This window comes from Pseudodesulfovibrio senegalensis (genome assembly GCF_008830225.1).
Taxonomy (GTDB): Bacteria; Desulfobacterota; Desulfovibrionia; order Desulfovibrionales; family Desulfovibrionaceae; genus Pseudodesulfovibrio; species Pseudodesulfovibrio senegalensis.
Genome location: NZ_WAIE01000001.1, coordinates 1,023,426 through 1,047,336, shown reverse-complemented (window position 1 = coordinate 1,047,336; position 23,911 = coordinate 1,023,426). Strand labels below are relative to the sequence as shown.

Annotated in this window: 25 protein-coding genes and 2 pseudogenes; 11 read left to right on the top strand and 16 right to left on the bottom strand. The window is 47.7% G+C overall.

What is annotated here, in order from left to right:
- Nucleotides 1-142: 142 nt before the first annotated feature.
- The 3 genes from F8A88_RS04830 (at nucleotide 143) to F8A88_RS04820 (ending at nucleotide 2,811) form a co-directional block, all read left to right on the top strand.
- Nucleotides 143-1,117 (top strand): endonuclease/exonuclease/phosphatase family protein, encoded by a 975-nt coding sequence (locus tag F8A88_RS04830; protein WP_151149945.1) that lies wholly within the window; start codon nucleotides 143-145, stop codon nucleotides 1,115-1,117.
- Nucleotides 1,118-1,211: 94 nt separating this feature from the next.
- The gene (locus F8A88_RS04825; RefSeq protein WP_151149944.1) at nucleotides 1,212-1,673 is read left to right on the top strand and encodes a DUF7830 domain-containing protein; all 462 of its coding nucleotides are present in this window, start codon (nucleotides 1,212-1,214) and stop codon (nucleotides 1,671-1,673) included.
- Between the two features lie 50 nt (nucleotides 1,674-1,723).
- A protein-coding gene (locus F8A88_RS04820; protein ID WP_151149943.1) for an IS3 family transposase occupies nucleotides 1,724-2,811 on the top strand; the annotation gives its coding sequence in 2 pieces (ribosomal slippage) (nucleotides 1,724-1,976 and nucleotides 1,976-2,811; 1,089 coding nt in all).
- A 121-nt stretch (nucleotides 2,812-2,932) separates the two neighbouring features.
- Here the strand turns inward: F8A88_RS04820 and F8A88_RS04815 are convergent.
- From F8A88_RS04815 to tnpA, 5 genes and pseudogenes are all read right to left on the bottom strand, one after another.
- On the bottom strand, nucleotides 2,933-3,916 hold the full coding sequence (locus F8A88_RS04815) for an HIT domain-containing protein (RefSeq protein ID WP_241667342.1): 984 nt from the start codon (nucleotides 3,914-3,916) through the stop codon (nucleotides 2,933-2,935).
- Between the two features lie 121 nt (nucleotides 3,917-4,037).
- A complete protein-coding gene (locus tag F8A88_RS04810; protein ID WP_151149942.1) occupies nucleotides 4,038-4,394 on the bottom strand; it encodes a hypothetical protein in 357 nt (118 codons plus the stop codon).
- A gap of 705 nt (nucleotides 4,395-5,099) precedes the next feature.
- Nucleotides 5,100-6,628 (bottom strand): annotated as a pseudogene (gene tnpC, locus F8A88_RS16105) (IS66 family transposase).
- Nucleotides 6,625-7,023, bottom strand: coding sequence for an IS66 family insertion sequence element accessory protein TnpB (gene tnpB / locus F8A88_RS16100; protein WP_151149941.1), 399 nt, complete (start codon nucleotides 7,021-7,023; stop codon nucleotides 6,625-6,627). The pseudogene tnpC and the gene tnpB overlap by 4 nt, the downstream one beginning before the upstream one ends.
- Nucleotides 7,020-7,313, bottom strand: a pseudogene (gene tnpA, locus F8A88_RS16095) (IS66 family insertion sequence element accessory protein TnpA); the annotation flags it as partial. The pseudogene tnpA and the gene tnpB, both read right to left, overlap by 4 nt.
- 930 nt (nucleotides 7,314-8,243) lie before the next feature.
- On the opposite strand from tnpA, the gene F8A88_RS04795 reads away from it, so the two are divergent.
- From F8A88_RS04795 to F8A88_RS04785, 3 genes are read left to right on the top strand one after another with little or no spacing between them, the layout of a single operon-like run.
- On the top strand, nucleotides 8,244-8,831 hold the full coding sequence (locus F8A88_RS04795) for a ParA family protein (protein ID WP_151149940.1): 588 nt from the start codon (nucleotides 8,244-8,246) through the stop codon (nucleotides 8,829-8,831).
- A gap of 24 nt (nucleotides 8,832-8,855) precedes the next feature.
- On the top strand, nucleotides 8,856-9,236 hold the full coding sequence (locus F8A88_RS04790; protein ID WP_151149939.1) for a hypothetical protein: 381 nt from the start codon (nucleotides 8,856-8,858) through the stop codon (nucleotides 9,234-9,236).
- Nucleotides 9,237-9,246: 10 nt separating this feature from the next.
- Nucleotides 9,247-9,534 (top strand): hypothetical protein, encoded by a 288-nt coding sequence (locus F8A88_RS04785; RefSeq protein ID WP_151149938.1) that lies wholly within the window; start codon nucleotides 9,247-9,249, stop codon nucleotides 9,532-9,534.
- Nucleotides 9,535-9,564: 30 nt separating this feature from the next.
- Here F8A88_RS04785 and F8A88_RS04780 read toward each other — a convergent pair whose 3' ends face one another.
- The 3 genes from F8A88_RS04780 to F8A88_RS04770 all read right to left on the bottom strand — a co-directional run bounded on the left by F8A88_RS04780 (nucleotide 9,565) and on the right by F8A88_RS04770 (nucleotide 12,966).
- The gene (locus tag F8A88_RS04780) at nucleotides 9,565-11,763 is read right to left on the bottom strand and encodes a DotA/TraY family protein (RefSeq protein ID WP_151149937.1); all 2,199 of its coding nucleotides are present in this window, start codon (nucleotides 11,761-11,763) and stop codon (nucleotides 9,565-9,567) included.
- A gap of 282 nt (nucleotides 11,764-12,045) precedes the next feature.
- Nucleotides 12,046-12,480, bottom strand: a complete 435-nt coding sequence (locus F8A88_RS04775; protein ID WP_151149936.1) for a hypothetical protein — start codon at nucleotides 12,478-12,480, stop codon at nucleotides 12,046-12,048.
- 261 nt (nucleotides 12,481-12,741) lie between these two features.
- Complete coding sequence (locus F8A88_RS04770) at nucleotides 12,742-12,966, bottom strand: hypothetical protein (RefSeq protein WP_151149935.1); 225 nt, start codon at nucleotides 12,964-12,966, stop codon at nucleotides 12,742-12,744.
- 73 nt (nucleotides 12,967-13,039) lie between these two features.
- On the opposite strand from F8A88_RS04770, the gene F8A88_RS04765 reads away from it, so the two are divergent.
- The 3 genes from F8A88_RS04765 (at nucleotide 13,040) to F8A88_RS04755 (ending at nucleotide 14,249) form a co-directional block, all read left to right on the top strand.
- Nucleotides 13,040-13,309, top strand: a complete 270-nt coding sequence (locus tag F8A88_RS04765) for a DUF6471 domain-containing protein (protein ID WP_151149934.1) — start codon at nucleotides 13,040-13,042, stop codon at nucleotides 13,307-13,309.
- A 25-nt stretch (nucleotides 13,310-13,334) separates the two neighbouring features.
- Entirely contained in the window at nucleotides 13,335-13,535 is a 201-nt protein-coding gene (locus tag F8A88_RS04760) for an antitoxin VbhA family protein (RefSeq protein WP_151149933.1), read from the top strand.
- Between the two features lie 105 nt (nucleotides 13,536-13,640).
- Entirely contained in the window at nucleotides 13,641-14,249 is a 609-nt protein-coding gene (locus F8A88_RS04755; protein ID WP_151149932.1) for a hypothetical protein, read from the top strand.
- 468 nt (nucleotides 14,250-14,717) lie between these two features.
- Here F8A88_RS04755 and F8A88_RS04750 read toward each other — a convergent pair whose 3' ends face one another.
- The 8 genes from F8A88_RS04750 to F8A88_RS04715 all read right to left on the bottom strand — a co-directional run bounded on the left by F8A88_RS04750 (nucleotide 14,718) and on the right by F8A88_RS04715 (nucleotide 20,394).
- Nucleotides 14,718-15,116 (bottom strand): hypothetical protein, encoded by a 399-nt coding sequence (locus tag F8A88_RS04750; protein WP_151149931.1) that lies wholly within the window; start codon nucleotides 15,114-15,116, stop codon nucleotides 14,718-14,720.
- Entirely contained in the window at nucleotides 15,109-15,624 is a 516-nt protein-coding gene (locus F8A88_RS04745) for a phosphoesterase (protein ID WP_151149930.1), read from the bottom strand. The genes F8A88_RS04750 and F8A88_RS04745 overlap by 8 nt, the downstream gene beginning before the upstream one ends.
- 375 nt (nucleotides 15,625-15,999) lie before the next feature.
- The gene (locus F8A88_RS04740; protein ID WP_151149929.1) at nucleotides 16,000-16,269 is read right to left on the bottom strand and encodes a HigA family addiction module antitoxin; all 270 of its coding nucleotides are present in this window, start codon (nucleotides 16,267-16,269) and stop codon (nucleotides 16,000-16,002) included.
- Between the two features lie 131 nt (nucleotides 16,270-16,400).
- The gene (locus tag F8A88_RS04735) at nucleotides 16,401-17,453 is read right to left on the bottom strand and encodes a site-specific integrase (protein WP_151149928.1); all 1,053 of its coding nucleotides are present in this window, start codon (nucleotides 17,451-17,453) and stop codon (nucleotides 16,401-16,403) included.
- A gap of 255 nt (nucleotides 17,454-17,708) precedes the next feature.
- Entirely contained in the window at nucleotides 17,709-18,152 is a 444-nt protein-coding gene (locus F8A88_RS04730) for a hypothetical protein (protein WP_151149927.1), read from the bottom strand.
- Between the two features lie 17 nt (nucleotides 18,153-18,169).
- Complete coding sequence (locus F8A88_RS04725; RefSeq protein ID WP_151149926.1) at nucleotides 18,170-18,670, bottom strand: hypothetical protein; 501 nt, start codon at nucleotides 18,668-18,670, stop codon at nucleotides 18,170-18,172.
- A 463-nt stretch (nucleotides 18,671-19,133) separates the two neighbouring features.
- Entirely contained in the window at nucleotides 19,134-20,147 is a 1,014-nt protein-coding gene (locus F8A88_RS04720; RefSeq protein ID WP_151149925.1) for a RepB family plasmid replication initiator protein, read from the bottom strand.
- Between the two features lie 13 nt (nucleotides 20,148-20,160).
- Nucleotides 20,161-20,394, bottom strand: coding sequence for a helix-turn-helix transcriptional regulator (locus F8A88_RS04715; RefSeq protein ID WP_151149924.1), 234 nt, complete (start codon nucleotides 20,392-20,394; stop codon nucleotides 20,161-20,163).
- Nucleotides 20,395-20,579: 185 nt separating this feature from the next.
- Here F8A88_RS04715 and F8A88_RS04710 point away from each other — a divergent pair, with 185 nt between their 5' ends.
- Together F8A88_RS04710 and F8A88_RS04705 are read left to right on the top strand one after the other, a co-directional pair.
- A complete protein-coding gene (locus F8A88_RS04710; RefSeq protein WP_151149923.1) occupies nucleotides 20,580-21,356 on the top strand; it encodes a hypothetical protein in 777 nt (258 codons plus the stop codon).
- Nucleotides 21,357-21,798: 442 nt separating this feature from the next.
- Nucleotides 21,799-23,850, top strand: coding sequence for an amidohydrolase (locus F8A88_RS04705; protein ID WP_151149922.1), 2,052 nt, complete (start codon nucleotides 21,799-21,801; stop codon nucleotides 23,848-23,850).
- Nucleotides 23,851-23,911 lie beyond the last annotated feature (61 nt).

Sequence of the window (23,911 nt, the reverse complement as noted above, 5' to 3'; positions counted from 1 at the left end):
CTCTCGGAGTTTGGCCCTTTTGCTTTTCCCTTTTTTTTTAACTTTGAGTAGACTTCAAAATTAATGCCTTTCTTGTTAATCAACAACAGTCGTGATTCTTTGATAATCTACCCTCCCCTCCAGTACTTAACGGAGATCTGCCATGCCTCTTAAAACACACATACAGCGGATAGCACTGGCTACAGTGCTCTCACTCGCTTTTCTTCTTTCCGGGACTTTGGGATATGCCGACTCCCTGAAAGTAGTGTCCTTCAATATCCAATTTCTGGGGCACTTCAAAAACAAGGACGATGAGAGCTTGGCAACGCTCCTGGAGCCGTTTGACCTGGTCTTTGTCCAGGAGCTCGTCGCCCCTCCTATTTCCGGCACATATCCAGATGGCTCACCCTACAAGGCCGACGCGGAATCCAAGGAGTTTTTTGACGCCATGGCATCCCGCGGTTTCTCCTACGTCCTCTCCGAAGAAGATACCGGGACAGGCCCCGAGAACCACAAGGCCTCCTCTGCCACCGAATGGTTCGTTGCCTTTTACAAACCCCTGCAGGTTTCTCCGGCGCCGGATCTCCCGCACGGATTTCTGGCCAATGACCGTTCAGACCATCCGGACTATGAACGTGTTCCCTACGCATTCCCTTTCCGGGCCGGGAATGCCGATCTTGTTTTCATCTCGGTACACCTGCAGCCCGGGGGAAGCCAAAAGGAGACTGCAAGACGCGCTCATGAGTTTGAATCTATGTTTGCGTGGATTGACGGTCAGAAGAGCCAGGAAAGAGATTACGTCATCTTGGGGGACATGAACATCGAGGACTGTGAGGAGCTGGCCGGCATCATGCCGGCAGGCTATGCGTCACTGAATGGCGATTGCATCCCTACCAACACGAACCCCAACGGCCCTAAGCCATATGACCATGTGATTTACAATACTGCGTATAGCGCCCAGGAGCTGAGCGACAACCGCTTTCAGGTTGTCGACCTGGTAAATGCTATGGGTGAATTGTGGGATCCGAATGAAGGAGTTTTCCCGGGTAATCCTTACAACCACAAGGGATTTCGAATGCGGTATTCTGATCACCATCCGGTTGCGTTCGTTGTGTCTACCAGAAGTGATGATGATTAAACTGACGATTTTCTATTTCAACAGACATCTAGCGAAACATATCGGATTGTGTAAAATCTATTGAGTTTAACTCTGTCCATTGGCAGGTGAAAAGATGTCGTCATATGGCTTTAAAAAAGGCTCTCTTATTGACGTGATTTACGACCCTAAGACAGGGAAAGAGATCCCCGCTCGTGATGTGGTGAAAGACGACCATACCGGCCTAACACTTCGAACAGAACTCAAAACAGCAAAACTACGAGGAGCTCCTCTTTATCTGTGTCCTCTTTGCCATACTCCGATTTACCTCAAATCCGGCGTAGAAAGGCAAGGGCAATTCTTTGCGCACTGGCCCTGCAGATGGATGGAAAAGCATGAATATTCACAAGAGCAAATTAGGGCCAGGCGCTTTCATGGCCAGAGAGAAAGCCATGCACACAAACAGACGAAAGGTTTTGTGTACAAGTGCCTTGAAGTCGACCCGTCTTTTAGCAGTATCAAAGTCGAAAAAGTCTGGAAGAGCACAACTGATGAAGGAAGATGGCGTAAACCAGATGGTAATCCCCCCGAAAAATAGTAGTTCTGAAAAGTAGAATTTTCTCGTAAAGACAACGCAGGAGATTTTACATGAAGAAGTCCCGTTATTCCGACAGTCAGATCTTGAATATTTTGAAGCAGGCCGAAAATGGTGTGCCCGTGGCCCAGCTCTGCCGGGAGCACGGCATGAGTAACGCTACATTTTATAAATGGCGTTCCAAGTACGGCGGCATGGATGCCTCACTTATGGCACGTATGAAAGAGCTGGAAAAAGAAAACCAAATGCTCAAGCGCATGTATGCCGACGAAAAAATCAAAGCCGAAATCGTTGCCGAGGCACTTGCAAAAAACTGGTAAGGCCGTCTCGTCGCCGCGAGATGGCCAAAAGAGCCGTGAAAGGGAAGAGGTTAAACATTCGCCAGTCTTGCGAAGCCTTTGATATCAGCCAGACATGTTACCGATACGAGCCAAAACTGTCGGCTGAGAATGAACGTGTGGCGGATTGGTTGATTCGTCTGACTACGAATCAGCGCAACTGGGGATTTGGCCTGTGCTTTTTGTACTTGCGTAACGTCAAAAAGTTTGGCTGGAATCACAAGCGTGTGTACCGCATCTACTGTGAATTGGAATTAAACATGAGAATCAAGCCTAAAAAACGGTTAGTGCGCGAGAAGCCGCAACCGCTTGTTCAACCCAAGGCGATCAACCAAGCATGGTCTATGGATTTTATGCACGACCAGTTGCGGGATGGCCGCAGCTATCGATTGTTCAATGTGATTGACGACTTTAACAGGGAAGGCTTGGGCATCGAAGTGGACTTTTCATTGCCAGCCGGTCGGGTGATCCGCTCCTTGGAACAAATCATTGAATGGCGTGGTATGCCACAGGCTATTCGCTGTGATAATGGGCCTGAATATATCAGCCATCGTCTTCAGGCCAGGGCGAAGAAAAAAGGTATCCGACTTGACTACATCCAGCCAGGCAAGCCACAGCAAAATGCATATGTTGAACGATTTAATCGGACTGTGCGTTATGATTGGCTCAACCAGTATTTGTTTGAAAGCATACAAGAGGTCCAGAATCATGCCACCAAGTGGCTTTGGACATACAACAATGAACGGCCGCATTTTGCCCTTGGGGGGATCCCCCCAAGGGCAAGACTGGCCGAGGTAGCGTAGCCTCTACTTTTCAAGACTACTAGAAATGGGAGGATTACCGAGACGCTTGAGAAAATAGCTCACGTGTTGAAAGTGCCTTTGAAAGACTTATTTCAGACCGACTAGCCAGGATCAACTCCGGCTAATCTCCATAGTCCATTTTTTCGGGGATAGCCCCACGCACCCCGCCACGAGGATGCGGTGTATCCCCATCTCGTCTAGGAATAAGGTGGATGTGCGCATGGAATATCGTCTGCCCGGCAGATTCGCCAGTATTCATACCCACGTTAAAACCGGTAATCGTTTTGTCAGCGATTTCGATACGTTTTTTGAGCACCCGGATTAACTCTTCGCCTTCCCGGCGTTCCTGAGTAGTCATGGTGAACCAGTCAGCCACATGCCGTTTGGGAATTATGAGGTGATGCCCCTCAGATACTGGATACTTGTCAAGGATAGCGAACACTGAGTTGTGCTCTTCGACTACTATAGCGGGGTTGATCTCGGTGAAGCAGAACTTGCACCCAGGCAAGCTATCGATCTGCTTGAGCTTGCGGAAGTCGGTGTCGTCCTTATTGCCTTTGGTGCGGTTGCAACGGGAGCAGAGTACCTGCAAATTGTCCTTGGTGGATTTTCCACCCTTGGATCTGGGGATGATATGGTCCAAGTCCAAAGGTCTTTCGTCCTTGGTCGCCCCACACAGAGCACATCGGCCGCCAGATTCTTTCATCGCCTCGTAGTAGACACTGCCGCTCACAGGCGTGTCCAAGAGTCGGTAGTCCCAGATGCTTAGGCCACGCTTGACGATAAATTCCTGCATCTTTTGGTCACAGAGCATCTTGATCTGGGCCCTTTGTTCGAATGTCAGCTTGCCGGTTTTTAGGGCCACCAAATCGCCTTGGCGGTCGATGACACCGTTCTTTTTGAGAATCCGCAGGGGCATTTTCTTGATGCGGTCCTCGTAGTATTTGAGCTGGCTTTCGTCCTGGATGATGAAGGCGTGGGCGAGTTGCCGGATCGTGGCTGTGCCGTCCGCCTCAACCAAGCTGCGGATCATCAACGGCTGGTAGATGTGGGACATCCTCATCCGGTTGGTGAGGTAGTCGATGAGGTCGTTGAGCTGATTCATGTTGCTTCAATTTTATAAATAAAAAAATAGATATACAGCGATGGCGAAATGCAGCCATCGAACAAACGCATACACCTATACCAGACAACAGACAGTCATGATCGCTATATACTTTGGTTTATTATCTGAAAAATAATTTAAAATCTTTAACTTTATTTTTGATAAAAATTGCAGACTGATAGTATTCACCCTCTTTTAAATTTTTACGGAAATAACTTAGGTGTGAAGTCTCAATAACTCTATTCTTTTCGTTGTATTCATCAATACGAATGGTGTAGTCGTCTTCGTCTGAAAGCCAATGAATTTTTTTTAATAGCTGACATGTTATATTGATAGTTGCACCGTAATCAACACGATCAATAGTAATATCTGTAATTTTAATATACCCATTTGAATCGCCAACACCTAAGTCGCTGCCTGAATTTGCTATACCAAAAATCGCAAAGACTAATACAAAACATAGGACTAGATTTTTCATTTAATCCCCCACACCGTCACCGGCAGTTTCCAATATACAATCGTATCAACCAGACGCCCATATTCCAAGGCGTCCTTATCCTCGTCCTCAATGATCAACACAATCCCAGCACGTTTACCTGTCTCGGCAGAGTAATGAAGGCTCTGACCGATTGCCTCAGCCCACTTCGACAGCATGTGTAGCTGTCAGGCAGTCACACCGTGCCCCGCTCTCGACAACAACCTCCATAGTGCCGTTGTGATCTCCGCACCACTGGGCCTGGTAGTACGCTTCGGGGTGGAGGTGTCCTGCGAGGGTTGTGATGGGTAGGAGGAGCAGGATGGTGGCTACGACAAAGATCAGGATGCGGTTCATTTGTCCATTTTTTTTGTCTGCACAATAATGGGAATGGTTTATATTTAACTCATTACTCAAGACATCTCTGTCAAATCCTCAACACCAGCCATATCAGCTAGCATCTTTGTGTATGTCTTTAGCTTGGCCTGAAGTGTCAATAACTCTGAGCGAAATAACGTAAAGGTTTGCGTAATCACATTCGTAGTTTAGGTACAATCGTTTTGGAATTGTCTTTTGTTTGAACCGCATATTTCCGTAATCAGGATGTGTTGGCAGGAATATCCCAATCAAACCCGACCGCGAACTGTTTTTAGTTTTTCTGAGTAAGCGTAAACTTTTTGACCTCTTCCAAGCCTCCACATCCTGTTATCACGCCAACTCTTCAGCGGCAAGATACTGCGGCAACAAGCTTCTTCTCTCGTCATCGGACTTCATGCCCGGCAGTCTTTCAAAGAAAAAGTGCAGATATCGCAGCGATTCCAGCCCATTGGCCTTCGCAGTCTCGCCCAGGCTAAACAACGCTGCGCTTGCCGCTGCGCCTCTGGGCGAAACGGAGAAAAGCCAATTCTTTCGAACAACCGCAAAGGGGCGGATGGCGTTCTCGGCCAGATTGTTATCAGGTAGCAAGATGCCGTCTTCAAGATACGTTTCAACCCGTTCCCACTGCCCCAAGGCATAAGAGATGGCGCGGCCGAGGAGACTTTTCGGCGGCGTGGTCTGTCCCCGTTCCAGAAGCAAGGCCTTGATGGTGTCCATGATCTGACGGGACTGGTTCTGACGCATGGCCAGGATACGATCCGCATCAAAACCCGCTTGCCGGGTCTGTTTTTCCAGTCCGTAAAGTTGAACAATGAGATCGACCACCTCCTGAGTCGTGCCGCGTTTCTTCGTCCCGGCCTTGAGCACGTCCATGAATTTGCGCCGCACGTGCGCCCCATACAGCCCACATGGATGATGCCCTCACGCTCACCAAGGGCGTTATAGCCCGCATACCCGTCGATTTGCAGGTAGCCGGAAAAATCGCGCACCAGCTCTTCGGCAATCTTGCCGGAACGCGAGGGCGAGTAATGAAAGAGTACGCCGGGTTTTCCAGGAGGTCCGCCTCGGGCGAGCCACATATACGATTTGCTCGTGTTCTTCCGGCCAGGTTCTTTCAACACCTGCACCGTGGTCTCATCCAAATTCAGGACCGACCCAGACATAATCTCTTCGTGTAGAATATCCATGATCGGCTCGCAAGCTTCGGCAGCCCGCAAAGCCCAGCCGCACATGGTGCTCCGAGAGACATCCAGTCCCAATCTGGCGAACATGCGCTCCTGGCGATAGAACGGCACCCCGTCCACAAACTTAGATGCCAGGACATAGGCCAGGAGACCAGATTTAGCGATGCCCTTAGGTGGCATGGGGGCAATCTTCACGGTGGGATCGTCGTCCTCCACTCCCTCGCACTCGCGACAGGCGTACTTGGGCCGGACGTGGCGCACTACCCGAATTTTGGCCGGAATGAAGCCCACCTTTTCGCTGACTTCTTCACCGATGAGGGTCAAAGGAGAGCCGCAAGGGCATGTCTTGTCCTTTTCGGGCAGGTCGTGAACAACTTCCACACGGGGAAAAGTTGGCGGGATGGGACGCCGACCTTGCTTCCTGCGGGTATGACTGGGTGCGGAGACGCTGCTGTCGTCGGCTTTCAAGAACTCCGCAGCAACAGCCTCCGCCTCGTCGAACAGCGAATACTGCCGATCATTGGCGGTGGGTTTGATCCGGCGCTCGGAAGATGCCGCATGAGTGACGGCCTTGAACCACCGGACCTGCTCCTGCAACTCCGAAATGTATTCGTCCCGGTCGGCAAGGATGGCTTTCAATGCCTTAGGGTCACTTGGTAGGACTGCGTTGCTCATGGGAAATATGTATACATAATATATTGAAATATAGATGCAATAGTCAAAAAAATTGTCGAATATTTCAGACTCGGATGGCCCTGCATCTGCATGGGGTCGAGTCCTTCAAGGAGCCACGAAAGCTCACGTGTCCCAAGTTCCAGAGTATGCTCCCTGCACTCGGGCCAAAAGAAGCGATACTTCTCCAGCCGCTTCTGCCACAGACAAAATCCGTTGCGATCCCAGCAGAGGATTTTGATGAGCGTCCGGCTTTTGTTGCAAAAGACGAACAGTTGTCCGCTGAAAACATCTATCTCTGGAATGTCGGAGACAAGGAGAGACAAGCCGATGATGGCTTTGCGTAAATCCGTCGAACCCAGCACGAGGTAGACCCGTGTACTTGAAGGCAAGATCATGCGAACCGGCCAAGTGTTTCAAGGAGCTTAACGAGTGTGGCCTGGCAAAAATCGCCTGCCAGCTCTACCTGGTAGCCTGAGGCATACAAAATGATAGGCTGCCAGACTTCCTTGATGGTGAACTGCTGCACCGGGATGGGCACGATGTCCGGCTTGTTGATGGGAGAGGATTCTTCGCTTTGATCAAGGAAACGCCGCTTCCAGTACCAGAACGCGCCTGCCGAGAGCTTGTGCCTGCGACAGTATTCGGCCTGCGTCAGCTTGCTTGCCCGCCAACCATCGACATACTTACGCCAAAAGTCGGATTAATGGGGCTTTCTCTGTTTTCGGGATGTCTTGGCCATGGATGCTCCTCCTTGATCTGAAGGGCATCATGGCATTGATGGGGTATTGCTGTAATAAGGGGTTCATTGAGCGCTTACAGCAATAATTCTTCCGGTAGCTTTGCTGGCCTTACTGTCTGTTTTATCCAATACATGACCGACGGACCTCAAACAGACCACAGCATTCACCCAAAGAGACTCCCAGTTCAAAGCATCACCAGCCTTCAAGGCGTTGACGGCATCCTCAGCCCGTTCCAGAACATTTCGTACCTCTAACACAGCCCCTCCAGATTATACCCACCGCCGATATAGCCTTGTTGGCCACATAAATGCCACAAGCATTCCTATGAACAACACCCCAGCAACAGAGCCGACAATCCAATCATTGCTGTAAAATGGAGAACTCGTTGCGAAGTCAATCTGGGCAAAGATGTCATTTGTTCTACTTGCGGTTTCGATCTCACTATTTCGCACAGAATCAAAATAATCACAGATACCAAACCACAAGAAAAACGCTGAATAAAACAATGAGGTCGGCAAGAACATCCGTCCAAGCCTGCATATTACGAATGGGGCGATAACAGCCCAGACTACTGAAAACAGCAAAGCAAAAATTGGAATGGTATCAATGGCTATGGCTACAGCAATCAATGCCACGATACAGAAAAAGGTTGATTTGACCTGACTCTGCCGACAATCGATATAATTATGTGAGCTATACATTACTTCCAAACATGGAACCATATAACCCAGGTCAAGTCCACTAACCCTTTGCAAAAAAGAAAGTGCTTAGTTGGCACCCTGTGACATATTGACACTGCACCATATTGACAAAAAATACTAATTAATATAATTTATATAAAAATTAACTAAAACTATATTTTATCAGAGTGTTATATGATTAATATTTCAATCTGGAATCCAAAAGGTGGAGTCGGTAAAACGACAATTGCGCTCAATATAGCTGCTGCTCTTACCTGCAGCGGAAAGTCAGTGATCTATGCAGACTTAGATCCTCAAGGGACAGCATCCATGCTAGCAGAAGACAACCATCTCCCTTACGAAGTTCGTGCCGAGATCCCGAAAACTGGGGCTAGCTTCCTCATCTTGGATCATCCTCCTGGGTACGGAGAACTCCCAGATTCACCTCTTGTCGTATTTCCAATGCGGCCAAGTCGGCCTGACATGCAGGCTGGGCTGAAAGCGATGAGGGCTTTGCAGAACTCAGCACAAGTCATCACAGTGTTTAATGACTGCGACTTCAGGCGCGCTGTTGATAGGGCAACCTACAATCAAGCAAGAAAGACGCTAGGTATCGAAGATATACGCGTCGTTAGAAATCGTGCTGTTTACAGGGTGGCCATGAACAAAGGACGCACGATCTTTGACGAAGCATTGAACTCCGCCCACGCTATTAAAGACGCCAGAATGGAAATCAAAAGAATCCTAGCAAAGCCCAAAAAAAAGATTAAAAATACCAATTAATATTTTTGATTGGAGTTTATCTAAATGTCTGACGAATTCGATTGGTTAGAAAAAGAACAAAGCGGTCGCGACACCAAGATCGACGACCTAGCCGCAGCAGAAACGGATAAGAAGAAAGCCATTAAGAAGGGACGTCCCGGAGCAAAAGGGAAGCCTCCGGTTAAAAGTCTCCAAATCGAACTGCAGAACCGCATGGGGAAGCGAGCACCTTTGGTGATGGTTTATGGCCAGGGGCCCCGAAAGAACGTGAAGAACGTGAATGTCCCAATCCCTGCCGACCTTGCTGCAAAACTCGACAAATACACAATAGGCCCTAAGGCTCAAGTTATCGCCTTACTTGCTGCACACGCCCTTGAGAGCCTAGAGTCAAATGAACAGTGTATTTCAGCCACATCGGTGAAGTAAGGAGTCAGATATGACCAGAAACACAGGCCTCTTCGGTTTTGGGAGCTGTCAGCCTGTAATCAAGAAGGGCTACAACAAAAAGGCGACTGATAAGATTCTCCAGAAGCATCGTGAAACCGAAGAAGCATACCGAGAGCGAATCCGTAAACTGGACGAAGAGCTAGATGAGGCGACTTTAACAATTGATGCTATGACCAACATGTTTCATGAATATCTGAACAATCATGGAATAGAGGTTTCTCAAAGACAACTTGATGAAGATTTTTATAGGCATCGCTCAAAGTTGGAAATGAAATAAAGAGGGGCGAGATAAACTCGCCCCTCTTTATTAACGCCCTTTCAGCGGATTTGTTTTAAAGTCCCGTTCCGATTTCTCATTCAAAGACGCATCCTCGTCTTGCCCTGACTTCGATTCAGACTCCGATGGTGACCCACCACCTCCTACGGCATGCGCGGTCGTTGAGAAGACCCCAAAGACCTGGTTCGTGGATCCTCGCATGTGATCCTCGGCCCCATTCATCAACTGCGCTCCAGCTCCCATCGAGCCGAGCCAACGCATGATGTTATCCGGAAGGTGATTGATGAGCTGGTAGAGACGGTTCACAATGAACAAAATGAACCCACAAAAGAACACGATATAGAAGATCGTGCCAGGCAACCCTATGTGCCGTTCAGTGCCTCCCGGCAACATAGGAGCGCTCGAAATGATGATCTCTGCGCTTTCAGCGATAATCGGCCCTATAACTGCGATGATGATGAGGGCGAAGAGCAAGCCAAGCAGCATGAGGATTGGCTTCAGGAGGACGCTCAGGAGAAGCATGTATCCAGTTCTTCCGTGCTGACCGGCGAATCCCTCGCCGTCTGGCATTGCATGGGCGACACACCAAAGAGGAGCGGCCACCAAACTTTCAATGACCAGGATCAGCCAGCTAATAACAGCCCCCCACCAAATAACGAACGGCAGCGCCGGCAGAAGAAAGGCCATGGCCAGGCCTGCAAGGTAGATTGGAATTACTCCAACAATGGCGAAATCTCCAAGAAATTGTACGACCTTGTTTCCTGCCTCAATTAAAAAACCGGAGATTCCTCCGGAAAGGAAATTTCCGATCTTTCCAATCAAACCATTGTCTGATGCTTGTTTAACTGCTGAAGATCCCGCTTTGATGGCCACGACTCCGGTAATGTAGACGTGCACAATTGATATAAGGGTGTGGCCGACTTCACTCATCGACACAACAGGATCTCCGGAATTCATGCCACGGATCACCTTCTTGACCATGCCACCGAAAAACTCATTGAACATCGTTGACAAAGTACCTTCTTCATTGCCGCCTTTGCCGGCTTCGCTGGCTACGCTCATGTCGAAGGCTTCATTAGCCGTTTTCCCGGCCCTGGACAGCATGACCGACAAGCCTTTGTCTGGCCCACTGCCCATTCCCCGATAGCCAGGCTTGAATGCCGAGGGGAATATTTTCAGATCCTGGTTCAGACCCTCCAGGAACCCTGACATGGTCCAAGCATACGCGCCGGCGCTTACCCAGCCACGCCACAAGGCCTCTTCCTTGAAGTCAGCAAAGGCTTCCTTCCTTTTTTCCGGTACTTCGGCGGCGTAATAGTCGGCCATGTATTGTCGAAGTTCTTTTTTATAAGAGTCTGCTGCGAGCCACAGCATTTTTTGAGGAGAAACAGAAAACGGCTCATCTGCGACATAATTTTTTGCAATGTCATAGCATCGAGAAACAAGATTTGCGATGAGCTGTTCATGCGCGACCTGAATATTCGAATCTGCCACAACCGGCATTCTGATGTAGCCCATTTCGGTGTCACGTATGTTTGTGTTTTGCGGGGCAGTCCAAACGAAAAGAACGTATTTGCGCCCGTCTCGCGTTTCCTCACGGCGCTCATAAATTTTGTTGCCCTTGAATGGAAAATACAGTGGATTGTCGGGGTTGCTGTAATTCTGCGACCAATATTCTTGATGGACTTGAGTCACAAAGATTGTCTTGGCCAGGTTGTTTGCCTGCTCTGCCACTTTCGGCGGCAGTGTGGCCACGATCTGCCCAACTTGCTTTTCCTGGTAGTCCAGGGCGACGAACCACGCCCAATTCGCACATTGGATTGAAAAAGCGACTGCCCACAATATTGCAATTTGGAGAAGACAAAAACCCTTTGCTACCGGTGCAACCATTCCGAGAGAAAACGAAACGCGCACCGGGACCCAAAGTGTGTGGTAACGTTGTCCAAGCGGCTTACCCTCGTGCGCCGTGCCAATCATTCCGTTTGTATAAATCCAAACGAACAAAAAAATGGTCATGCTCGTTCCCAACCAATTCAGTTGCTCAAAGATTGGCAGAATCATTGAAACGGCTGCATTGCTGCCTGAACTTGCACCTCCGCCAGCCTGCAGGGAGTGCCAACCAGGGCCAAAAACAGCATCAAGGAGCCGCCCGGAAACATCGTTTGGATCCAGGGTTGGGAGGGTGAAGCCCTGAGATGGGTCAACCGGCAACGGGTAGGGGTTTTTCATTGGATCACCGCCTTATCTGAGGACTTTCCCTTTCTGAAAAGCCACGCGTTGTACCTGGACTCGGAGTTTCGGGGAAAAACAAAAACACTCCAAAAAAGCATGGGGAGTGTGTAGAGGCAGGCTGCGATCCAAATGGAGAATAATATGATATTTCCCAACAAGTTATAACAGTGCGTTTCGTTGGACTGAAACCATAAATAAAGAACCGCGTAGAAGGACAAGACAAAAGAAATCAACACATTGAGAACGACATGTCCCACGAAGAGAAAAGAGGTCCATGCTTTAACGATATTTTTCATCATCTTCGACTCCAAGCCACATCGAAAGTGGCTGAAATTTTTTATTTTTCATCATCCAAATACGCCACCACCGCGAACAGATGATAAGACAGGAAAGAAAGAAGAGTCCTACCACAGTGAACCATCCTTTCCATTCCTGACCAAACGTTGTGAATTGATTCCAAATAATCAGAATAGCCAGGAAGGCCGGCACAAGAGCCAGCAACATTTCGATCTGATAGCCCCGAATAATGCGGGGCCTGTCTTCTTCGGTGAAGCCCCAATGCTTCTCGACCTCTTTCCAGTCCGTCATGTCCGGTGCGTCCGGATCGTCGAGCGCGATTGGCTTCGCCGGAATCAACCCGCAAATCAATTTTCCGATGGTCTTTTGAAGCGAACGATGCTCGTCCCAAGCAATAAGTCTTTTGACAATCTTCATCCTTCATTCTCCATTCAAAATTTAACGAGCTAAATGCTGAAAGCATAACACAACCACACAAAATTTCAATAATTCCAAAATCTTAAATCCGACACATGAAATTCAAGATTTGTCGTCAGAGAAATGTGTTTTGTCATCACAAATTCCCATTTTGTCGCCATATTTTTGGAATTTTGAGACTCCAAATTGCAAAATTGAAGGGGCTCAGAACAAACTGAGCCCCTTCTCTTTTGATCCCTCATCCCTCCTGAGTCTGCAGGATTACGCATTGCCGATTCCCGGTTTTCCTGTCCCCAGAATCTCCCTGCGTAAGAAAATGCCTAGGAGATTTTTATACACGTCCGTCTCCTGAGCTTCCTGCCCTGCCGTATCTAGAAGATCACACAACTCGCTTTGATCTAAAACAAAAGTACCAACTTGATCAGCCAACAATTCAAACTCTGCAGCGTTCACATTTTTAAAATCCTTTAAACTATAGCTTTGCACTTCCGGCCTCCTTTCGCGTTAAATTCAGCACTATCATGTCATATTCGACACGACATCTCAACTCAAAAATGACATGATTAATTCATTTGTGATTTCACAATTTACCATGTATTTAATTGTGATGAAAAATGAGTGGAACGAATTAGCCCGCAACACCGTGAAAGGCTTGATGGCATCGAATGGAGTAAATGCGGTGGAATTGCAAAAAAGACTGACGGAGCTAGGAGTCAATGAGACGAGAAACAGCATCGTACTCAAATTGAACCGTGGAACGTTTAGCTTTGCATGGTTTCTTCAAGTCCTGAAAGCCCTCGACCTAAAATTGGAAACAAAGAATATATGACAAATTTAACTATCAGGCTCAATTGATGGTCATAAAACACACAACACTCACACCTGAAGAAATGAAACGCCGTGAGCGTGTTCTTGAGGACGCCTTAGCATCATGCGCAATAGAGGGATTTAATCTGACGCCTGAGGACCTCAAAGAAGTCCGCAAAACTGTGATGACCTACGACACGAGTGATGAAATGGTGGCCGACCTTAAAAAACGTATGGGGATTGATTAGTCAGGACATCCAGTTCACATATAATGAAATTGGTGATTTTTAAACATTCTACCAACCGTTACAAATACCAAAAAATTCCAACCTACAGAAAATGGTTACAAAAAAATGCAACAAGTACGAACAAAAGACTTGATAGATAATAGCCAGGTTAAATACATCCAACTCACCGACGACGCCTATGACTTGATATTGATTGAAAAAAACAAAAAATGCACGATTGAAAAAAAGCGTGACATCCTCTCTCTCTGCCTAAACTTCACTCAGGCCTCTCTTGGGGTCAATTGCATTTTTGATGACACAGCTTCTCAGAAAACAATCAAAAACTCAGTTCACCCTGAGTGCAATTACAACAAACGATTTCAAGCAGTTGGCAATATAGGAAGAGAAATTGTAGGATTTGATCCGCATACTAAAAAACATAGAATTTTCGACAAGATAGAAGCCAACATTTTACATAACGAATCACTCGAAGGAACATTAATCCTTGGAAATAACGCTAAAGACAACAGATGTGGTTCATTACAGATAAGCCTCCCCAATGAAATCTTCGATAACATCTGGGAGCCTCTTCAAAATGGCCTAACCTTCTCTAGGGTCAAAATTGTTTTATATGTCAACACATTCTGGGGAGAGGTTGATGGTAATAGCGTATGTTTCATCGAAAGACACCAGCCTAATATAGTTCACATTGAAGATTTTAGATGCTTTTTTTGAGTAGACATAAAATTGGATGACTAAGCCCACTTCGTATGTATGGCTATTCGTCAAACCAATCATCGCCAAAGGCCTTCTACGTTTGTGACAAGTCTTGCCCACAATTCTCGATGTAGTCTACGCCGTAGGCATTTTTAAATGCCCTGGCCACAGAAGGAGCTAATGGGAACATGTTGGCTATCCTTTCAGCACCCTTGTCGTCGTGATGACTTCGAGCCTCAAAATACCTATCAATGAGTTCTCCCGCTTCTTCATCAGAGAAGGGAGCTCGATGCTCCGATCACAAAGTGCTAATCTCGACATACTTCCTCCTGAAGCTTAGTATGAATGTGCTCGCTTGGCCCCTCCCAATAATAGGTATCCTCAAACTTTTCACCGTCATCACTTGCAAAATGGCATCAGGCTGTTTGTCTTCTATTAAATCATTGAGGGCTTCAAAATCCCCATGAAGATCACCTACAATCAAAATCATATCTGCCACCACTCCGGAGGAAGAGACAAAATCCCTAGATCTTGATAGCGCCGGTCAAAGGCCTTGGCCACTTCCCTCGCAAATTCAATTTCATTTGTAGGCCCTTTCCCATTAGGGAACGTCCAGATCGCCAGCCAGTGCTTTTTCGTACATAGCCCACAAGCGCCATAGCTGGCGTGGTACTTCACGAACAGGCTCAAGCGTTGGAACTCACGACAATCGCCATGAATCTGTGAGTCTCGGTAGGCCTCTTTGGAAAGAGACAGGCCTAAAGCCTCCACGCGCTGCTCAAATTCAGCACGTAGCGCCTCCTGACATTTGATATGATCCTCAGCATCAACCAGACTGGCTATCCAGCCTGGAAGAACTTGCTCCGCGAGAATATGCTTAATCACGAAATAGCTCCTGAAGCCGCTGAAAAGACACCGGGTAAAAGTCATGGCAATCAACGCCCACGTCCAAAGAGAGGCCAAAGGATTCGAGCTTACCGTGGGTATGACCATAAACGTGCCAGCTCCCGTAGTGTGATCGTGGCCATACTCGCATAGCGTAGTGGCAGATCACAACGAGCTGCTTGTTGACCTGGACCGTGTGAATGTCCGGAGCTCGACGCGGCCCAAGCCAGTTGTCATGTGATCCATACAAAAATACATGCTTGCCGTTGAGCCGGCTAATATACTTTTCCTGGGCCAGCTCCCGCGTTTTGCAGAAAGCAAAGTCTCCGGCGTGAATAACGGTATCTCTCGACCGCACAACGGAGTTATGGCGGCGAATCAGCTCCTCATCCATTTCTTCGACCGAAGAAAAGGGACGATCCTCGTATTCTAGGATCTTCGTATGACCATAATGCTCGTCGGCGGTAAAAAAATGCAAAAGGTCTCCCCCCTCAACTTTCCAAATCATCCACAGACCGGAAGCGTGAGTCACATATTTCGCGAATCAGCCTCAACCAGTGATGCGGCTGCTGACACACTTCATTCGACAACGTTCCTTCATAAGCCTCTTTTAGCCTCTCACAGTCAGAACATGTAACACCTTTGCCAGCTCGATATTCCTCAATCAAAGCTTCCAACAATGAACAAACTCTCTGCAGAGCCAAGAACCCACACCTATCTAGCCTCTCAAAATTGTTGAAAAAAAGATGAAAAGCCAATCGCTGACAGCGATGCAGGGCAAATAGACCACGGTCAAATCGCTCTATATTTCGGAGCTTCACCAAATGAAACAAAGTGATGGCGATCATTATGATCAAAGCCAACGGCAAGCCTATTGAGAGAGTCAGCATCCATTGCCACCATTATTTTTTTGAAAGACAACCAAATCATACTGATGCTGCATATTTAACCAGAACTGCGGGCTAGTCCCAAAGAAACTAGCCAAACGCATGGCTGTTTCAACAGTAATTGAGCGATTCCCAGTGATGATCTCGCCCATATGCTGTTCAGAAGTACAAAGATCTGCAGCAAGCTTGTCATGGCTCACCTCCAAAGGCTCTATAAAATCTTTCAACAAAACCTCACCAGGATGAATCGGAGTAAAATCTGCCACGGCTCCCCTCTTCTCTGCCAAAGTCGATAATCACAGCTTGAACATTTTTTTGTGGGCGGCTTTACTTCGTCATTGCCATCGTTACCCCATGATTTCGTTGTTGGCGAACACCGGAAGCGTGAGTCACATATTTATCGCGGAGATTCATTCGAAGCAGGCTTCAACACACGCCGTTTTACTGGCTGTGATCCCGTCGCCTGCACGAGCCCACGTTTGCTTCCTTTTTGCCTTTGACGGGCCACCCCATAATGACCTTGAGTTCGATCCGAGCAATGCCCCATAGCCAAGGCTATTTGCTCTTTGGCGACACCAGCTCCCTTCAAATCAGCAGCGAACTGATGCCGGAAAGTCGACATCGAGACCTTACCTTTCCATCGCTTCCCCAGAGCCTTAATCACAGCACGTTCAACAGCCCCTCGAACGGCCCTATCACTCGCTGCAGGTTCAACGCTGAGAGCTCCCCCCTCCTTCAGCACCAAACGATAGAGTCCGTGCTCCAAAACTGAAACGGGTGAAATCATTAGTTCGCGTTTCACCTGCCCATAGCCTTGGCCTGTTTTGGCGCCGTGAAATGTCAAAACAAGCTTATTGTTTTCTATGTTCAACTGTACGCCTTCAGACACTAAGCCTTTGCCGAGATCCCTTCCCGGATATAACTCCGCAGGCCTACAACCCGACACAGCCAAAACAAGAATTAATATTCTGTGTTGCTGAGGAATAGCCCTGAACAACTCCATCTGCCAATTTGGAATAGATTTATTCAGTCTACCCAAATATTGACGTTTACTCTTTCGTGGCTTCTCATTTACTTGCACTTTTGGATGTGCTGAAGGCCGCCCATCACGCTTTCTCTGCCGGTCATAATCTGGGGCCTGCTCCTCAAGCAGGCGTGCGTTGGTCAACACTCTGGATTCAAGATGCTCAGCTTGCTCCAAAGCTCCTTCCTCGGAGATCCTTCGCAACACTTTCACCTGTTCAAGTTGCCTGACAATCAAATCGGCCAATCCGTATTGATAGCCGGCCTTAAGTGGATAGTACCTGCGCTTGCTAAGAGCCTTTTTCGGACTCATCGAATTCGCATACTCTTGCGGGGTGAGCCCTCTATCATCGAGCTGATGAAATGATCTCAGATACCCTTTCCGTGTACTTGCTTTGAGGCTCCGACCAACGATCTTTCGAGCCATGATTTCAGCTTGCCTCAAATCCACTTTGACAGCCCCAATTGATGTGTATTTTGATTTTCCAAGCCTCCCCTCTGCCCTGCCGGGCAGCTCCCCTCACAGAGGGGATTAGGCGGCTTATGGCCCAAATCCGCGGCGTGAATCACGCCATTTTTCGCAGGCTCAAAATGTCATGCTTCTCGCAGCAAATTTGTCCCATAAGCCTATATTCGCGGTAGACGAATACCGCCTACCGCGAATATCAAAACTACTCGTGATTCACCTTTCAAATGCGCCATGAAAATCCACGCCCCCACGACCTGATTGTGCGTCTTCAATCGCGAGTAATGGCCAGTTCGGCACAGCAAAACGAGCCCATTCACGAGGCTCAATACCGGGTATATCCGCCTTCCAAAGATCCTCTCCTGTCCGTTGGCAAATCTGCATCAAAACATCCCATGCAAATCGTTCTGGATCAGCACCAGGCAGCACGCACCAGCTTGCCAGACAGACTTGATAGGTCAGCAGATTGTGGCAATTGCCAGAGTAATAGGCGTTCCACTTGACCGACGGTGATAGCCTTTGAAAATGCGCCAAGTCATGGTTGTAGGGAGGTTTATACGGACTCTCATAGGCCCTCAGGCGCGAATCGAGCTCTCCCCGATATGTTCGCACCTGATTTGCCCGTTCCGGCTCATCATCAAGGGCCATTTCGAAGATCAAGGACATCTCCACCGCCTTTACTTCGAAGATCTTTCCAACGCTTCCAGGAACAGCCTAGAGGCCTCTTCAAACTCTTCGTGTACCTGGCAGGTGAGCTTACCTTCCTGAGCTCGGCAAAGACACGAACTGCTGCCCAAAAAACTCCCCGTGGTCTTCACCCAACATCCGCCCTTATGTTTGGGCTTTCCAAGACATTCGACTTCAGCTTTCGACATTGCCTCAATCCGATATAGCCTCTCGGCAAGGCCAATCAGGCTTTCAATATCCCCCTCCTGAGTGTCGAATGCAGCTCGATCAACAAGAAACTTCTCCTCAAACTCAGGATCAGTCTGCTTACCGTCCACATCCACGAGTTTCCATGTTCCTGTTTTCCAGCATAAAAAATAAGCCGGATCTTCAAACAGAGATGGATCATCATTTTCAACTTTTTCCCCATTCTCATCGCAATTAGAGAAAGCGCTCAAAACATGATTGACTGCTAGCGTCCTTTGCCATTCATTTTCACCTGATTTATTCATGTGGTGGTCCTTTGGCTTCTTTCTTTTTTCATTGGCTGCCTTTCGCGCCGAAGGCGCTGGAGGCGAAGCCGACTTCATTCGTAACCCGCCGCTGCCGGTAGGCAGCTTTCTGGCGGTCCTTTTTTGGAGTCACCAAACCGTTCTGCTTCTCTTCTTTTCTTGGGTAAGTGGGGTAAGAAATAGGATAAGAATATATAATATGATGCAACATCGCGTTTGGGGAAACCTTCCTTAAACATTCAGGGAAACCTTCCTTAAATCCCGATTACTCGGGGAAGCCATCCTTAACGGTCTTCCTGGTTGAGGGAAGTCTTCCTTAATGATATTTCTCAAAAGGGAACTCTTCCTTAATTTTCGGGCCTGTTGACAACTCTCATATTCCCCCTTGCGGCACCTTACTCCTGTTGAAATGTGGAAAATCAGGGAGACCATCCTTAAACAGCCCTTGTTGGGGAAGCCATCCTTAACCATTGCCAGCCTTACCCAACTTCTTTTGAACCCCTTTCTTTATTCCATTTGCTCTCATCATTGAGAGGGAAAATTTCGAGTGGACAATAAGTTTGAATACATAATCAGAATTCAGCCCTTTCTTTCTTTCAACCGCCCAAGACTCAAGAACTTCAGCATTGACTAGTTCACGTAGCCCAACCTTAAACTGTTTCGCGTTGTCTGAAAGTCTCGAATAAAGCGTAAAACCATGTCGCCCTATGAACGCCCTAAGATAGATGTCAATCGGAGGTTGGCCGTATCGCGCTCCACTAAAACGGAGGTTCAAGAACTTGAAAATTCTTCTTGCGTACCGACTCTTAAACCTCATGCAAAGCTCATAATCAATCTGTCGGTAAAGCCCCACTTTGATGTATTCAGAGACTAAAGGATGAAGCTGGACATACCCGCGACCATCCTTGCTCTCCGTAGAAAGCTGAAATTCTGGATACGTGCTTGTTCCGGCCACAGCATCTCCATTCTCGTCCTCTAGAATAATTCTTGCACCGCCTAGAACCTGAATTGCTTCCTTGATTTCCTCATAGCTACAGGTGCGCTTAATTCGTTTGAGCTCTTCTTGAATTTGTCTGATTGTGACAAACACTCTCGTTGTGTCCTTCAATTCGAAAAGGCATTTGTTCTCAATAGCAATCTTCATAATCGCATCTTCAACAAACTCTTCACGGGTCCCAATAAACATCTCTTTGGTACCGGCTAACTTACCGGTTTCTGGATCCTGAATCTTAATTCGGGCTGGATGAAGAATTACCTTGTAGAGTTTGCCACCGACTTTAAACGACCGCTCCTTTGACTCAAGATGACTCTCTGCCGTAGACACATTATGAACGTATTTCGGGATCTCATTGTATAACTCAACTATGTTGGAATAGTTCTCTCCAACATCCCACGAAAAGAGACTCAATTGATGTGAAGTCATATTTGAAAAATGCTTACCAGTAGCTGCAACGGAAGGAGCTCTCACTCTTCGCATATCAGTGTACTCCTCAAACAAGCCCAGCTTCTTTCATCGCAGCTTCAGCCTTTTCCTCTAGGAACCTGTCCACGTCTTTAACAAGCCAGGCCAGTTTCCCGCCGAGCTTAAAAGGTGGAGGAATTACTTCCCAGTTTTTGCGATTCAGAATGCAGTACAGAGATCTGTCGGACATCCCCAATAAGACGCACATATCCTTAAAGAGATAAATCTTTTGTTCTACTTGCTTTTTTACTCGATGAGCCATCTTCTTCTCCGTTAATTGGATTCCTTGAGAAGAAAGATACAGATTTGAGAATGAGTGAGTAATTGCCCTAAAGAAGCTCACTTGACCCGGTTTAAGACATATGTCATAAACACAACATGCCAAGACCTAAAACCACTCCAATAGATCGATTGAAGGCAAAAACCTGGGCTTACAACTGTGCATGTATGGCATCGAATACCGACGGAACAGCCTCAACATTCGCGCTTAGCCGTACAAGTTCTGACTACCTTGCTAAACTGGCAGCCAGCGACAAACAATCACACCCAAAACCTATAGATAATGGAAGATGGTCTAGATGGCTCCGAGGCCTCAGGGGAGTCGAAGCAAAAATTGTAAGCGCACTGGACGGGCTTTGGCCAGGCACAGCAGATATCTTTACCTATGGCCCCCCAGTAAACGGCGACTATCTTGCCCCTGCGATATGGGAGGATTGGCATTACGAACTATTTGCCAGAGATTTAGATCAAGAAGACAACCCACCGCTCTGGGCAGCAATGTCCGGAGACAGGAACAAAATACTAACTGGATTTAAAGCTGTAGCAGCAACATCTTGGATATCATGGACACCCAGCAAACTCGATTCGAACGAACTCTACAAGACGTCGTTCGACTATCATGAAGTAATGCAGACCGAGAAAGACAAAGCACTCCTCCAAAATTCAATCAAAGCATATCCCGACAACCCCAACACTTGGAATTGGTGGTGCCCTGAAGAATATCATTTCTCAAACTTTGAGGCACTTTCAGAATTCCTTTGGAGTTACATTGAGGATTACGAGAACATTGACCCCTTGTTGATCTTAACCTGCATGTTGAGCGTTCAGAACTACGAGTTCGACAAACTCGACAAAGATTACAGAATCCAAATGCAGTCCAAACTCAACGGCCACGGGTTGACGCTTGATGAAATTCTGGAAACAATTAAATTGACAACTGAGTGACACAAAAAACAAGAAACACTGAGACACAATGAGAATATATGAGAATTAAAATTTCATTATTTTAGGTGCATACGAATCACAACCCTACAGAAACCTCATGCTTAAAAGGGACTTAAAATCCCTCGGTAGCAATACTGTGCGGGTTCGACTCCCGCTCCGGGCACCAAGCCAACCAACACAAAAGCGATCAGTTGCAACACAACTGGTCGCTTTTTTCTGCCCTCCTATCGGACAACACTCATGATACACGGACCAACAAAGGTGATCCGAAGCTCTGCACAAACACAATAATGCAACAAAAGCCGCACAGAAAACACCTGTGGGTTAAGCTTTTGAACATTGCAAACCACCTATCCATCGGATGAATAACTTGCTAACAACGCTACCGTTATCAACCAGCATAAAAAAAATTGATTATCACTGAAACCGGAAGGGGTTCGCCATGAACTGTCCTAAAAGGCCTGAAACCGTGCTGCGCCAGACTTTGACCAACACACTCTCCGAACTGATGAGAACAGGCAGGGAGGAGCTGCGTCCCGAAGAATTTTCTCCGGACACCGAAGGACATATTGCCCCGCCCCTGCAATTCTCACCGACATCAAAAGCCGACCTGATTGTGAAGAACGCACTTTTGGACAATTTCCAAATCGTGGACATCGCCGTAAGCAAAAACATCATAACCCGGGTAGGTACGCCCGAAGAAGTTGCCGAGGTCACAACGGAAAACACGATAATCCTGGACGCTCAGGGTAACTCGGTCACCCCCGGATTTGTCGACTCCCATCTCCACCTTGATGTCGCCATGCAACGTATTGGGACGCTGAATGTGGAGGATGTACAAACAGCCGCAGACTTCAACAATCGCCTGATAGCCCATGCCCAAAAAAACAACGATGCAGACATCCTCTACGTTTTTGGGCTGCATTATTATGATGTCCCCATAATCCCAGCCGCCACTTGCCGCCAGACCCTTGACCAGATCGTCAGCAATAAACCTGTCGTGGTCTTTGCCCACGACATGCATACCGCCTGGGGCAACACCAAGGCGATTGAGCAGGCCGACCTGCTGCATCCGATGCCACCGTACCCACACATGATCGAAGAACTGGACCTGCAGCAAAAAATCGTCATTGACGCGGACGGCTTTCCCACCGGAGAATTCAGGGAACCCGAAGTTTACTACTTTCTCGATGGACCACTTCAGGCCAAATACCCGCATTCAATCACACAACAACTCAACGACCTTGAAACGGTTTGCAATCAACTGGCGAGCAGGGGGATTACCGGGGTGCATCGCATGTCCCTGGCCCAACCTGCCGAGGACATTTCTTTCCTGCTCCTGCTCCTGGAGCTGGAGCAGCAAAAACGCCTGTCCATCAGGGTCAACTCTTCATTTTCAGTCGTTGACGATCACAATATGCTCAAGGATATCATTACCGGACACTCTGCCCGCTGTCTGTTGACCAAGGCCCGCAACCAAAAAATCACAGCTGAACAACTCCACGAAGAACTTTTGGAACTGCTGAAAGCAACAGGGGCAGACAGACAAGGGCAACCCGAAAAAAAACTTACCGCCATCAAACCGGAAACAAAACAGACAAGCATAGACAAAATAGAAAAGGCCTCTGCCCACATCAGAGATACCGTTCATGGAAAACACATAGCCCCACATCTTCAACGAGAGAACCCCCACGCAAGTGGCGACATGCCCCGACATCTCGGGCAACATGCAAAAATTCGCCTGGACACATTGAAAATATTCATGGACGGAGTCATAGAAAAAGATACGGCTTACCTGCTCGACAAAAAACCATCGCCGGGTATCCCGGAATTCAAACAGACTCACCTCAACGCCCTGCTCATTCTGGCAGACAAACTGGGAATGCAGGTGGCAGCCCACAGTATCGGCAATGGTTCTGTCAGGGCCATGCTGGATGCCATTTCAGCGGCAAGAATCAGCAACAGTGCCGTTGATGGCAAACGTGGCCATAAGATTCCGCACCGAATCGAACACATCGAAACCTGCAGTCCCGAAGATATTCCCCGATTCGGGAAAGAATTCGTGATAGCCTCAATGCAGCCCCTTCACGAGAGACCTCCCATGACAATGTGGCATACCAAAATCCCCAAAAACGAATGGGATACGGCTTTTGCGTGGAAGGGAACTCTTGAAAACGGTGCAACCCTGGTTTTCGGGAGTGATTGGCCTATCGTATCGTGTGATGTACCCACAGCCATCCACCATGCGATCAACAGAGAACCTTGGTACAACGGGGCAAAAAAACAGTCCGTGACGCTTTCTGAAGCCATGGCGGCATATACCACCGGTCCGGCGTTCACGGAATACAGCCAAAACATAAAAGGAAGCATCAAACCCGGAATGCTTGCGGACTTTGTCATCTTTTCCGGGAAAATATCCGTCCTGGAAAAAAGGGAATGCAAACTGCCCATTGCGGTAACCATATGTGACGGGCAAATTACTTATAAAAAATAGTCGGCTCACAGATATCGTCGCTCCCCACGGTTGAAGGGTTCCGTTTTTTCTGAAATCATGG